At 36.7% G+C, this 13,024-nt stretch carries 14 protein-coding genes; 10 read left to right on the top strand and 4 right to left on the bottom strand.

The window, feature by feature from the left end:
* Nucleotides 1-163: 163 nt before the first annotated feature.
* From QUF91_RS25615 to QUF91_RS25585, 7 genes are all read left to right on the top strand, one after another.
* Nucleotides 164-469 carry a late competence development ComFB family protein gene (locus tag QUF91_RS25615; RefSeq protein ID WP_285398809.1) on the top strand — a complete coding sequence of 102 codons (306 nt, stop codon included), beginning with the start codon at nt 164-166 and terminating at the stop codon, nt 467-469.
* Nucleotides 470-940: 471 nt separating this feature from the next.
* Nucleotides 941-1,117, top strand: coding sequence for a hypothetical protein (locus QUF91_RS25610; protein ID WP_289419782.1), 177 nt, complete (start codon nt 941-943; stop codon nt 1,115-1,117).
* A gap of 171 nt (nt 1,118-1,288) precedes the next feature.
* Entirely contained in the window at nt 1,289-1,708 is a 420-nt protein-coding gene (gene mntR / locus QUF91_RS25605) for a transcriptional regulator MntR (RefSeq protein ID WP_285398806.1), read from the top strand.
* Between the two features lie 169 nt (nt 1,709-1,877).
* Entirely contained in the window at nt 1,878-2,735 is an 858-nt protein-coding gene (locus tag QUF91_RS25600; protein WP_289419781.1) for a CvfB family protein, read from the top strand.
* A gap of 169 nt (nt 2,736-2,904) precedes the next feature.
* Nucleotides 2,905-3,819, top strand: coding sequence for a DUF1002 domain-containing protein (locus tag QUF91_RS25595; protein WP_289419780.1), 915 nt, complete (start codon nt 2,905-2,907; stop codon nt 3,817-3,819).
* Nucleotides 3,820-4,167: 348 nt separating this feature from the next.
* Nucleotides 4,168-4,449, top strand: a complete 282-nt coding sequence (locus QUF91_RS25590) for a GNAT family N-acetyltransferase (protein ID WP_285398800.1) — start codon at nt 4,168-4,170, stop codon at nt 4,447-4,449.
* A 989-nt stretch (nt 4,450-5,438) separates the two neighbouring features.
* Complete coding sequence (locus QUF91_RS25585) at nt 5,439-5,753, top strand: hypothetical protein (protein ID WP_289419779.1); 315 nt, start codon at nt 5,439-5,441, stop codon at nt 5,751-5,753.
* Between the two features lie 183 nt (nt 5,754-5,936).
* On the opposite strand, the gene QUF91_RS25580 is transcribed toward QUF91_RS25585, so the two are convergent.
* From QUF91_RS25580 to QUF91_RS25565, 4 genes are all read right to left on the bottom strand, one after another.
* Entirely contained in the window at nt 5,937-7,070 is a 1,134-nt protein-coding gene (locus tag QUF91_RS25580) for an MFS transporter (protein ID WP_289419778.1), read from the bottom strand.
* A 147-nt stretch (nt 7,071-7,217) separates the two neighbouring features.
* The gene (locus QUF91_RS25575; protein WP_285400006.1) at nt 7,218-8,738 is read right to left on the bottom strand and encodes a succinyl-CoA:acetate CoA-transferase ScpC; all 1,521 of its coding nucleotides are present in this window, start codon (nt 8,736-8,738) and stop codon (nt 7,218-7,220) included.
* A 260-nt stretch (nt 8,739-8,998) separates the two neighbouring features.
* Nucleotides 8,999-9,499, bottom strand: a complete 501-nt coding sequence (locus QUF91_RS25570; protein WP_289419777.1) for a hypothetical protein — start codon at nt 9,497-9,499, stop codon at nt 8,999-9,001.
* 106 nt (nt 9,500-9,605) lie between these two features.
* Nucleotides 9,606-10,256, bottom strand: a complete 651-nt coding sequence (locus tag QUF91_RS25565) for a LytTR family DNA-binding domain-containing protein (RefSeq protein WP_053593997.1) — start codon at nt 10,254-10,256, stop codon at nt 9,606-9,608.
* A gap of 504 nt (nt 10,257-10,760) precedes the next feature.
* Between QUF91_RS25565 and QUF91_RS25560 the strand changes: the two genes are divergently transcribed.
* From QUF91_RS25560 to QUF91_RS25550, 3 genes are all read left to right on the top strand, one after another.
* Nucleotides 10,761-11,555 carry a helix-turn-helix transcriptional regulator gene (locus tag QUF91_RS25560; RefSeq protein ID WP_285400003.1) on the top strand — a complete coding sequence of 265 codons (795 nt, stop codon included), beginning with the start codon at nt 10,761-10,763 and terminating at the stop codon, nt 11,553-11,555.
* A gap of 345 nt (nt 11,556-11,900) precedes the next feature.
* A complete protein-coding gene (yidC, locus tag QUF91_RS25555) occupies nt 11,901-12,662 on the top strand; it encodes a membrane protein insertase YidC (protein WP_285400001.1) in 762 nt (253 codons plus the stop codon).
* A 55-nt stretch (nt 12,663-12,717) separates the two neighbouring features.
* Nucleotides 12,718-12,966, top strand: a complete 249-nt coding sequence (locus QUF91_RS25550; RefSeq protein WP_285400000.1) for a hypothetical protein — start codon at nt 12,718-12,720, stop codon at nt 12,964-12,966.
* Nucleotides 12,967-13,024 lie beyond the last annotated feature (58 nt).

Raw genomic sequence — 13,024 nt, 5'->3', positions numbered from 1 at the left:
CCTCTGGTGGATGTCCGGTAGCAGTATATAGGAAATTAGTCTTTCAAGGAGCTAATGATTTTAATTGAGATAGATACTACTACCGATTCTTGAAAAAAATCTTTGTTAACGCTATTATGGTTTCAGGAATTATGTAACAATTAAATATAAACGAGGCGAAGGTTTGAATATGTCAGATCCTATTTTGGTAAATGTTACAGAGGAAATTGTGTGTGGTTTAGTAAGTTTTCTACTACGAGGACCGGAATATCAAACATTTTGTAAATGTGAAATCTGTGAACTTGATGCAGTGGCACTTACACTGAATGCATTGCCTAGTAAGTATGTTACATCTTTGGAATCCCGAGATGAAGCGTTTAAAGAGATGAATACTCCTGAAAATATCGAACAAATCAATAAAGAGATTATTCATGCATTACATGTGGTAAATAAGTATCCTCGACATAAAGCGGAGCCCACTTCTATATGAAGTAGGCTCTTCGTGTTTTTGAAAAACTGAATGGTCAAGGGGATTTTTATATATGTTGCGGCTCACTAAATGTGGATGATTTCCGTTCCAGGCTACTCGCTTTTCTGTGTGAGCGTTGAGCCGCTTCCTTCGCTACGTTGCTGACGCTTCGCTTTCGCACGGAAAACACTCGCTCCGTGCAGGGTCTCGTCTGTCTCGCTTTCCCACGGGAGTCGAGTAGCCTTCCACTCCAATCAAAAAATAATGTAGAACTTTAATAAATTTTTTTTATATCAAAAAAGAACGTTAGCGCTATTTTTAAGTAATCGAATAGTCTTATAACAAACGCCATTGTACATTTGTTGCCGACGCTACATTAGCACTTTGCTTTCGTACAAAATACATCTTGCTGAAACTTCACTTAATTTATAGTGTCATCTAGAAGATGCACGCTATGAATTGAGTTGATTGGAGTGGAGGCTGGGCGACTCCTTGGGGATCAGCGTCACAGATGAGACCCTGGAGCGAGCATCGCGAGTGAAGCGGCTCATCGGACGCCCCCCAGGAAGCTTTGCTCTGTGCGAAAGCGAAGCGACAGCAACAAAGCGCCCAGTCGGAACGGAAATCAACCCCTCATTTTGCAGTAAAGCCATACTTTATATAAATTGACACCTTAATTTCATCGGTACAAATTTCTAACTAAAGAGAAGCCAACATATGAAGTTGGTTCTTTTTATGTTACGCATGTATTGATTTTCTGGCATATGTATTTTCAGTTAACTTTTAAGGCAAGCTTGTAGTAAACTAGAAAGTAAGAAAAGGAAAGAGAGGGAATGGGATATGCCAACACCTAGTATGGAGGACCATATCGAACAAATATATTTATTAATCGCTAATAAAGGGTATGCTCGTGTGTCTGACATTGCTGAAGCATTATCTGTTCTTCCTTCTTCTGTTACAAAAATGGTTCAAAAATTAGATAAAGATGGTTATTTAGTTTATGAAAAATACCGTGGCCTTACATTGACGCCCAAAGGGGAAAAGCTTGGAAAACGTCTTGTACAGCGTCATGAGCTTCTAGAGCAATTTTTGCGAATCATTGGTGTAGATGAAGAGCGTATTTACGATGATGTAGAAGGAATTGAACATCATTTAAGTTGGACTTCAATCAATCGAATTGCGGATCTTGTACAGGTAATGGAAGAAAATCCGGACATCGCGAAAAAACTAGAGGCAACTAGAACACAACATAATTTTTAACTTCTTTCAGCATTTGTTTTAGTAGTGAAAGCAAAGTGACAGCTACAAATGTTTAAGTAGCGAAAGCGAAGCGTCAGCTACAGAAGTTAAAGCCTTAGGACGCAATTATGTCGAGGCATATTTGATAAGTTTTTTGCGAAAATGATGGTATGAAGGAAAGGAAGACACTATGAACGAATTAAAATCAGGTGAAGTTGTTACGTTAACTGTATTAGAGCAACAAGCATCGAAATGGATCTTAACAAATGGAGTTGACGAACTACCTTTAAATGCTTCGGAGGTAACAGAGCCACTTGCAATAGGTGATCGCCTTGAAGTATTTTTATTTGCAGATCGTCGTGGTGATTTAGCGGCTACGACAGCTATCCCATCTTTCGTACAAGGTGAATACGGTTGGGCTCGTGTCCTAAAAGTAGTCGAGCGTGAAGGGGCTTTTGTAGATATCGGTACTTCACGTGAGGTGCTAGTGCAAGCGGAAGATTTACCTGCAATAACGGAGCTTTGGCCAGCACCGGGCGACCATTTATTTATGACATTACGTACAGATCGCAACGGCGATTTATTTGGACGTTTAGCAACTGAAGAAAAAATTTCGGAATTATTTGAAGGCGCATTTGATGACATGCACAATAAAAACATCAACGCACGCCCATATCGTTTATTACCAGTAGGCTCATTTTTATTAGGCGTAGAAATTCCGTACCGCATTTTTGTCCATGAATCAGAGCGTAATGCAGAGCCTCGTCTTGGACAAGACGTAGTTGTTCGTATTATTGATGTAAAAGATGATGGTTCAATGAATGGTTCACTTTTACCACGTAAGCATGAGCGTATTTCAGGTGATGCACTAGAAATATTAAATTATCTACAAGAGGTTGGAGGCAAAATGCCATTCGGCGATAAATCCTCACCTGATGAAGTACAAGAAATATTTAACATGAGTAAAGGTGCATTTAAACGTGCGTTAGGTACACTTATGAAAGCTGGTAAAGTGAAACAGCAGGATGGTTGGACAGAAGAAATTTAGTGCAGGAAACATTCGTCCTCTAAGATAGGGTGAACGACTGCCAGATAAAGCTAAAGAAAATGACGAGAGCAGCTTTGAAACCTTCTCGTCTTTTTTTCGTACTAATTACTGTATAATGGCATATTTTATACAGGCCAAAAGAGTTTTCTAACGAAAGGGGTCACACAATTTGAAGAAAACGTGGATGAAAATACTAACAGCGACTATGTTAGTATTTGGTGTGATGGCACCAGCAACAAGTTTTGCAGCTGATAATACGCCTCCTAAAGCAATTGATGAAAAACTAGGGGTACCAATCGTCGTATATGGGGCAAACTTATCTGAGGCTGAAAAAGAGTCTGTTAAAAAATCATTAAAAGTGAATGAAGATCCTGAAATTGAAGAAATAACAGTATCAGGTCAAGACTTAGTTAAATATATTAAAGATAGTAATTCAAGCTCTCGTATGTATTCTTCTGCCAAAATTACACGCAAGAATAAAGGAGAAGGCTTAGTTATTGAGATTGTTACACCATCAAATATTACACAAGTTACGTCTGAAATGTATGCAAACGCAATGCTAACAGCAGGTATTGAAGATGCGACAGTGCAAGTGGCTGCGCCAAAAGCAGTTACAGGTCATTCAGCGCTTGTGGGAATTTACAAAGCTTACGAAGAAACAACAGGTGAAAAGCTTGATATGGATCGTACAGATGTTGCAAATGAAGAATTATCTGTAGCAACTAATCTTGCACAATCAGCAGGGGTGGACGATGCCAAGGTTGCAGAATTATTAACAGAAATTAAAAAACAAATTGCAGAATCAAAGCCAGCAACTCGAGAAGATGTTGAAAAGATCGTGCAAGAGCAATTAAACAAGCTTGAGATTAATTTAAGTGACCAGGATCGTCAATTGCTAGTTGATTTGATGGACAAAATTAGTAAGCTAGACATCGATTTTAGTAAATGGTCTGAACAATTAGATGATATTAGCAATACAATAAAAGAGAAATTTGGCGCGCTGATGGAAGATGAAGGATTTTGGGCAAGTGTGAAAAATTTCTTTGCTAATTTAAAAGATACAATTTCATCATGGTTTAATTAATTCATAGAAAAGAGTCTGCAACACTTCCTCTTGATTGCTAGAGGAAAGTGAGCAGATTCTTTTATTTTTATCATCTTAGCTCTTTTTGAAGTGCTATCTACTATCTAATGACCCGTCACTATAACGTGGATTGATTTCCGTTCTGATTGGGCGTCTTCCTAGGTTGTCCGATGAGCAGCTTTGGCCAAAAGGATGTTGGTCACGAAGGGGTTATCACAGGACGTGATGCTTTAGCCTTCAAAGTGTCATCCCTGATCTTTGTGCAAGTACAAAGTCGATTCCGGGCGCAATTATGCCGAGGCATAATTGATAAAGATATGTTACTATGAAAAAAAGGAGTGGTGAGAAATGGAGTTTCAATTACAGCAGTTATCAGACAATAAACTTGCTTTTGTTTATGAGCAAGAAGGGGAAAGATTAGCGGAAATTACATGGCAACAAAAGGGTCAAGTAATGGTAATGGATCACACATATGTATCAGATAAGCTCCGTGGTCAAGGTGTGGCAAAAAAATTATTGGATTATGCAGCGGCTTACGCCCGTGGAAATGGCTATAAAATGGAAGCGGTTTGTTCTTATGTAGTTGCAGCATTTGAAAAATCTAATGCTTATGATGATGTAAAACAATAAAAATAAGGCAATCTGCTTGTTAAATAAGCGGATTGCCTTTTAACTTTTTTCAGTAAATGTTTTTGTAAATCATCCACGAAGCTCCTCAAAGTAAAATAACACTGTAAATTAGTCCTGTTAAAAGGCTTGCTCCACCTACTAATGACACCATATCTATCCAATCATATACTGAGTCTAAATCTTTCATAACAATCATCTCCTATTATTGGTATTAATTTATTAATTCCCATACCTTGTCCTTTATAGTCATCAAATAGTTACAAAATTATAGGATATACAAAAAAATGGCTCAGAATGTATGGTTGATTTGCTGCAATAAAATTTAGTAGGAGAATGATTAAATATATCTGAAAAAGTACTATGAATTAATGACAGAGATGTTTATATGACAGAAGCGATGGGTTATAGATGACTCTCATTTTATATATATGCTGTAACAGGTGTGTTGATTAACCATTTTTATCCACCCTAATTAAATTAGAAGGATTTGATTTCCGCTACGGGCTACTCGCTTTGTCGCTGACGCTTCGCTTTCGCACAGATAAAACAATTTGTTGCTGACGCTTCGCTTTCGCACAGAGCAAGGCTTCCTGCGAGTGAGCGTCGAGTAGCCCTCGCTATAAGCTCTTCATCATTACATGTGGTTGATTTCTTTGATAGAAAGAGCTTGTTTTTCGATAAAAGCCCAAATAGTTTCGATAAAATGAGATTTTGTTTCGATAAAAGCTCAAAAAGTTTCGATAAAGAGCGATTTTGTTTCGATAAATCTTCAAAGTATTCCTATAAAACGAACGAAAGTAACTTTAGCGATTCTGTTTTGGGTCTCGACACTAAATAGCAACAAGAAAAACCCTTTCATCGATCAATAATAAACCTATTTTTTCCTAATCAACACGCCTAATGCTGTAACGTAGATAAAAATTATGTTTAGTCCTATAAAAATAGGGAAAAGATATATTACGAGCCACTATTTCGGGGAGGGATTTATAATGGCAAAACGTAAAGGAACAGGTGTTGTAATTGCAGGTTTAACTGGATTAGCAGTATCTTATTTAAGTAAAAAAGAAAACCGTGATAAAGCATTGAGTATGTTCAATAGTGCAAGATCTAAATTGGGATCTTATCTGAATACAACGAATAATATGGATATGCACAAAAACGTTTCAGAGCGTATAACTACTCAAGTAGCGACAGAAGCTGGAACATCTCCAACAAAAATAGCTTCAAACGAAATGGTTGCTGAAGGTGGAGGACATACGGGTATCCATTACTATCATGAAGAAATTCATGTAAAAGAGGAATAATGAAAAAACCTTCTCATTTCACACATGAGAAGGTTTTTTGTTGATAAGGAAATTATAGATTTTAATTGTGGATACTAGGAGCATCGTTTTCGTCTAGGCTAAAGCGCTACATCCTCGAGGTCGTTTCGATCCCTCGGGCAAAAGTGGAGGAGCGCTTACTTTTGCTTTGGGCTCTCGAGCGCTTTAGCGCATTTGTTTTGTGCTTATAATAATAATTGCAAATACTAATAATACAACTCCAGTAAATATAAAGCCGCTGACAACACCTAGTGAGAGCCATCCGAGTAAGGAGGAACCTAAGACAACACCTAGCGAGAAGAAGGCATAAAAATAACCATAGGCTTTTCCACGAATTTCAGCAGTTGTCGAGTCGATTAAAAGTGAATTTACTGATGGGAATAAGAAGCCAAAGCCGATACCGTAGCAGGCCATTGCAATATAAAGTAACGTACTTGAATCTGCCTGACTAATTAAAATTTGACTTACCCCCATTAAACTTATACCAAGCGCTAATGTTTTAATGGGAGCAACTTTATCGAAAATACGATTAGTGGGCAAAATAAATACAAGTACAGCAATAATTCCAAATGTACTCATTAATGTCCCGCTTAAACGCGAATCGAAGCCTAAAGATTGCACTTTTAGAGGAAGTAGATAGGCAATAACCCCTTGGGAAAACATTAAAAAGAATGCACCTAAGAATGCCTTTAAAGTACTTGTATTTTTAAAAAATACACTTATAGGAATGTTTGTACTTGGTTCAGATTTTTGTTTTTTTACTTGGTTTGATTTTAGTAAGAAAAAGGAAAGAATACCTAACAAAATCATAAAGCTTGCTGTTATATTAAATACAAATGGTACGCTAGTACGACTTGCTAAAATACCACTAAACGCAGGACCGATTATGGCAGCAATGCCGACGAACGCCCCAGAAATAGCACTGCCCTTACCTCTTTTTTCTTGCTCAGTTGCATTTGCTAAAAATGTGAATGCAGCAGGTACGATTAGGCCAGCAACTAATCCATGTACAAAACGAACTATTAATAGAATAATAGGGTCTTCTACTAAATTATATAGTGATAATGAAAGACCTGTCGTTAAAAGTCCTATGATTAAAATAACAAAGGGACCTTTACGATCTGTTAAAAAGCCAGAAATAATATTACCTAATGTATTGGAAAGGGAATACATACCTACTGCTAGGCCAGTTAAGAAGGCTGATGCCCCTAAGGATTCAGCATATGTACTCATAACAGGGAGCTGGGTAAATAGGTCAAAAAATGAAAAGAATATAATCAAATATATAAATTTCTTCATAGTTCCTCCGACGAAAAATTACGTATTTGGTGACATGCTAATAATTGACTACTAAAAAAGCCAAATTTAAAACTATCACTTTATTATACCATTTTCGACAAAAAAGAACGCCTAATAAGATTGACTTATTAAGCGTTCCTTGAGTTATTAAGCTTTAGCAATTTCTTTTTTCATTGTTTTGTTTTTAGCAAGATTTACGTGCCAAGAAAGTGCTTCCTCTAAAATATGAGGTGTTTGATGGCTACCAGTTGCTTCTAAAGCACGGTTATAGTAATCCCATAGTTGTTCTTTGTAATCTGGGTGTGCACAGTTTTCAATAATTAAAGGTACACGCTCTTGTGGCGCAAGACCACGTAAGTCAGCAATACCTTGCTCAGTTACGATTACATCAACATCATGCTCAGTGTGGTCAACGTGAGAAACCATTGGCACGATTGAAGAGATAGCGCCGCCTTTTGCGTATGATTTAGTAACAAAAATACCTAGACGTGCGTTACGTGCAAAGTCACCTGAACCACCGATACCGTTCATCATACGAGTACCTGATACGTGTGTTGAGTTTACGTTACCATAAATATCTAATTCAAGAGCAGTGTTGATTGAGATTAGACCCAAACGACGGATAAGCTCTGGGTGGTTAGAAATTTCTTGTGAACGTAAGCAAATTTTATCAGCATATTTTTCTAAATTGCCATATACTTTTTTCTGTAATTCTTCAGTTAATGTAATTGAAGTAGCTGCTGCAAATTTAACTTTACCAGCATCGATTAAGTTGAATACTGCATCTTGAAGTACTTCAGAAGCAACAACTAAATCTTCAAATTCTGAATCTGCAAAGCCATCAAGTACAGCGTTTGCTACAGAACCTACACCAGATTGTAATGGCATCAATTGTTTTGTTAAACGACCAGCTTTAATTTCATCGCGGAAAAAGTCTAATAAAATGTTCGCCATTGTTTGTGTTTCTTCATCTGGCGGTACGATTAATGAAGGAGCATCTGGCTCTTCAGAAATAACAATCGCTTTAATTTTAGCAGGATCTACTTTAATACCGATGTCACCGATGCGTTGCATAGCATCAGTCATTGGAATCGCTTCACGTTGACCTTGCTCACCTGGTACATAGATATCATGGATTCCTATTAAAGCTTCTGGGTGAGAGATATTTAATTCGACAATAATATTCTCAGCGTATTCAGCGAAGATAGGTGAGTTACCTACTGAGTTTGTTGGGATAATAAATCCATCTTCTGTAATAGCGACAGCTTCAAGGATTAAATATTTAATTGGTCCAATAATTCCTTGGCGAACTAATTCTGCGTTATGTGAAAGATGAGCATCTACATATAGTACATCCCCAGAGTTAATTAAATTACGGATACCAGCGTCACCTTGGAATGGTCCACGTTTGCGGATAGCACCAGCTTCAGCTAAGTATTTATCAACTTCAGGTCCTAAAGAAGCCCCTGTATATACATCGATTTTGAATTTTTCGTTTTTAGCGCGCTCAACTAATGCCATAGGAACCACTTTTGCGTCCCCTGCACGAGTGAATCCACTCATACCAACTACATCACCGTTAGAGATAAGCGCTGCAGCTTCTTCAGCAGTAACAATTTTACTTTCAAGTTCTTTTAAGCCTAGGCGTTTTTGAACATTTGCATCCATTAAAAAATCCTCCCCTAAAAAATATTGATGGAAACCGATTACAAAACTGGAAAAAGTTTTGTAAGAATTTTCTGTTTATTCGGTTGTAGTATGACTCCAACCATTTGAATAATATTATCACCAATTTGTCACAAAAACTTTAGAAAAAGCATTAAAATGAGTAAAAATAGGAAAAATGAGCATAAAATTGAATTTTCGACAGAGAAAACGTTTTAATGTAGAACTGTAATATTTTTTAAAAGAATTTCCTTTAAAAAGGCTCAACAACATAACGAGGGGGTAGCTGGGTGCTTTGTTGCTGCCGCTTCGCTTTCGCACAGACAAAAAAATGTTGCTGCCGCTTCGCTTTCGCACAGACAAAAATGTTGCTGCCGCTTCGCTTTCGCACAGACAAAAAATGTTGCTGCCGCTTCGCTTTCGCACAGACAAAAAATGTTGCTGCCGCTTCGCTTTCGCACAGACAAAAATGTTGCTGCTGCTTCGCTTTCGCACAGACAAAAATGTTGCTGCCGCTTCGCTTTCGCACAGACAAAAATGTTGCTGCCGCTTCGCTTTCGCACAGACAAAAAAATGTTGCTGCCGCTTCGCTTTCGCACAGACAAAATGTTGCTGCCGCTTCGCTTTCGCACAGACAAAAAATGTTGCTGCCGCTTCGCTTTCGCACAGACAAAAAAATGTTGCTGCCGCTTCGCTTTCGCACAGACGAAAACATGTTGCTGCCGCTTCGCTTTCGCACAGAAAAACCACACGATGTTGGTCACGAAGGCGTTATCAAAGGACGTGATGACTTTAGCCTTCGTCGTTTCAGTAAGCAAAAAAGTACAGCGAACATTTGAATAAGAAAATGCTCGCTGTACTTATAAAAAATTAGAAACCTAAAGAACGACGGAAGTAACTTGCGTAGCGTTGGCTAACAGGAATACGAGTACCGTCTTTCATGATTAATAAAAACGTTGAATGTGAATCTGGTTGAATTTCATCAATGTAGTCAATGTTAACGATATAAGAGCGGTGACAACGTATAAACGAGTCAGGTGCTAAAAATAGCTCTAAATCACTTAGGTTTAAACGGTGATAACCTTCACGACTCATTGTTTTAACAAATGTTTTTCGGAGCTGTGTTTCAAGATAAATGACTTGATCATGTTTGATTGGGTACCAGCAATCGTCAATTTTAATAGTAATGTAGTTCGTTAAAAATGCTGACGGCTTTTGCGGGAAGATAGCAGTAATAGCACCCTTAGTTTCGCCTTCTTCCATTAAAGGAATACTCATGCCGTAATATGCTATACCAAATACATCAGGTTCAATGTAAGAGCTTATCTTTTGCCCATAGCTTAATGCTTTGTGAGCTGCTGAACCTTCTTTAATTGGGTCGCCAGGCTTAATTTTTAAATCAACTTTCTTGCTCGGTTGGTAATACAAGTATTCGTTTGTATCGGAAATTGCGATGGAAGTATTCTCAGGGAAGAATTCCTTAATAATTTCCATAATTTCTTCTATCTGTTTTGGATCCACTATTAACACCTCGTCTAAACTTTTAAAAATAGTATTATCATCTATTTTACTACATATTCGTATAAATTATATAGAGAAGATTTCGGAATAAAAAAGAGAAATGTCGATTGATGAAAAAAATAGGCGTAAAACAACTTGCATAATTTGTAATATATTTTAAATGATTACTAATTTATTTTGATATGTATATGGTAAAATCTAATTGTGAGAAATAAGTTTACGAGGTTTCTACTATGCATATATGATAAATTAGCACTAGAGAGAAAGACAAAATGTGGTTGAAAGAAAATCGCAGAATATGGTAAAATTCACTGTATAGTCAATTTTTTTTGTAAACAGATGGTTTAGTTGGGTTATTTTTAAGTTATATTCGATATATAATTGTGAAATAGGACTCAATTTATATGATCAATAAGGAAAACTATTTTCTTATTTGGTATAAGTAGATTGATGTCGAAATTTTTGAAAGTAATTCGGGCAATCTGAGGAAAGATGGGGAAGATTATGCAACTACATCAACATTCTATGTCAGAAACGATATCAAAAAGATACTTCCAGGAAATCGATAGCATTAACCAATACATCGGAGTAGAAGAATTTTTTAATATTGAGTCGAAATTAATATTTGAAATTTACCATTTAGAATCTGCAAAGGCTAAGAAATCTTTGCATGAATTAATTGATATTCTTTCAATACGTTTTGGCAAACAAGTCATTAAAATTGTTCGAAGTTATTTTTCTGTTTTGTCGTCAATTGTTGCTCGTAAATTGCTAGACAACCAAGTACCTTCGAAGAAAGCGTTTGCTTTTAACATTGCTTGTAATGATATGATTGAAAATCAGATGAAAGACGCAGAATTTTTACAATTTGCTGATGATCTAATTGATTTCTTTGTCTATTTTATTGCAGATCGCAAGCAACCGACTTTCCGCCACCAGACCGTTAATAAAGTGATTATGTATATCAATGATGAATTGGAAAATGACTTAACAGTGGAGAGTATTGCACATAATTTCCATATAAGTACTAGTCACTTATCACGTATTTTTAGAGAACATGTTGGTATTACACTAGTTGAATACTTAAATGTTCGTCGAGTAGAAGAATCTCAATACTATCTAAGGCACACAAATAAAAGTATTACTTCTATTTCAGATCAATTCCATTTCTGTAACCAAAGCTATTTTACCCGTATCTTTAAAAAATATACTGGGGTAACACCCAAACATTTCCGAGACGAGCTTCATCATGAGTTTTATCGTTTTGAGATGGCGGAGTCTGAGCTTCAAAACGTTTAACTTATTTCAGCGGGTGTCCAAACATCCGCTGAAATAGAGGAACTCGGGCTAAGAACTTCACATCCTGTGAAAACGTCTGAGTGACCGAATCGTGTCGGCCTTCATGGCAGGACTAAGCACACGCAATTATGCCGAAGTATAGTTGATAGCCAAGAAGTATACTTAGTATTATTCACAATGGGTTATAAATAAGATGAATAAATAGGATGCGGACGTATTAGCGATGCTAAAGCTCGCATCTTTTTTATGTGCATAACAATGTAATTAGTAGCACTTGCTATTTGATAAAGATAGACCTTATAAGGTATACTTCAATTTAGTTGATAAATAATAGTAGGTGGAAAAATGAAAAAATTGAAGCTATTTTCAATGCTTGGACTTGTCGTTTTTGTTCTTAGTGGCTGTCAAGCTGTGCAAGACAAAGAAGGTTTTTTCTATGGTCTTTTTGTAAAACCTATGGAATTTTTACTGGAATTTTTCAGTAAAACCATTTTTTCAGGTAACTATGGTTTAGCAATCATCGCTATTACGGTCCTTGTTCGTTTAATTTTAATGCCGATTATGTTGAAAAATTATCGTTCGCAACAATTGATGAAAACGAAGATGGATGCGTTTAAGCCTGAAATGGAAGCTGTCCAGAAAAAAATGAAGGAAGCAAAGACAAAAGAAGAACAAATGCAGTATCAGCAAGAAATGATGGCATTATATCAAAAACATGGCATCAATCCACTCAATATGGGTTGTTTACCAATGTTAATTCAAATGCCTATTATCATGGGTCTTTATTTCTCTATTTTATATTCTGCAGATGTGAAATCGCATGAGTTTTTATGGTTTAGCTTAGGTTCACCTGATATCGCTATGACAATTATCGCGGGTATTGTATATTTAGTTCAAGCACGTGTGTCATTATGGACAGTCCCTGAGCAACAAAAAGCACAAATGAAAATGTTTATTTATATTTCACCAATTATGATCGTCTTTATCTCGATGTCATCGATGGCGGCTTTACCACTTTACTGGTCTGTCAGCGGTGCACTATTGATTCTTCAAACGTATATCGGTCGAAAATACTATTCGGAGCATCCGGATAAAGCAAAATCATAAAATAATTTATGTCGAGGCGCCTATGTAGCCTCGATTTTTTTAGGAGGACAGCAAGATGAACAAAAAGTGGCTACCATCTATTCTAGTCGCGGTTTTTAGTGTTGCAGCTATTGTATTTATGATCATGGGTAACTTTAGTTTTGCGGTATTTGCAATGACTATTATGTTTGCTCTATCGAATGGTTTTAGGGCTAAAAGTTTTAAAGAGCAAGGCTATATAAAAGAGGCAAAATGGATGAAGTACATGGCAATCTTTTTCACGATTGCTTCTATAGTAGTGTTGATTACTATTGTCACAGACTAACTGATTTATTTTAAAATCTACTACACCTTAAATTGTGAACAGTGCTAAAATGAAACTA

The sequence above is a fragment of the Lysinibacillus sp. G4S2 genome (assembly GCF_030348505.1).
Taxonomy (GTDB): Bacteria; Bacillota; Bacilli; order Bacillales_A; family Planococcaceae; genus Lysinibacillus.
This window is presented reverse-complemented; position numbering and strand designations above follow the sequence as displayed.

What these genes read in the sequence shown, in the direction of transcription:
- mntR (WP_285398806.1), top strand. Translation starts at nt 1,289, where the DNA reads ATGCCAACACCTAGTATGGAGGACCATATCGAACAAATATATTTATTA.
- QUF91_RS25600 (WP_289419781.1), top strand. Translation starts at nt 1,878, where the DNA reads ATGAACGAATTAAAATCAGGTGAAGTTGTTACGTTAACTGTATTAGAG.
- QUF91_RS25590 (WP_285398800.1), top strand. Translation starts at nt 4,168, where the DNA reads ATGGAGTTTCAATTACAGCAGTTATCAGACAATAAACTTGCTTTTGTT.
- QUF91_RS25585 (WP_289419779.1), top strand. Translation starts at nt 5,439, where the DNA reads ATGGCAAAACGTAAAGGAACAGGTGTTGTAATTGCAGGTTTAACTGGA.
- QUF91_RS25580 (WP_289419778.1), bottom strand. Translation starts at nt 7,070, where the DNA reads ATGAAGAAATTTATATATTTGATTATATTCTTTTCATTTTTTGACCTA.
- QUF91_RS25575 (WP_285400006.1), bottom strand. Translation starts at nt 8,738, where the DNA reads ATGGATGCAAATGTTCAAAAACGCCTAGGCTTAAAAGAACTTGAAAGT.
- QUF91_RS25560 (WP_285400003.1), top strand. Translation starts at nt 10,761, where the DNA reads ATGCAACTACATCAACATTCTATGTCAGAAACGATATCAAAAAGATAC.
- yidC (WP_285400001.1), top strand. Translation starts at nt 11,901, where the DNA reads ATGAAAAAATTGAAGCTATTTTCAATGCTTGGACTTGTCGTTTTTGTT.
- QUF91_RS25550 (WP_285400000.1), top strand. Translation starts at nt 12,718, where the DNA reads ATGAACAAAAAGTGGCTACCATCTATTCTAGTCGCGGTTTTTAGTGTT.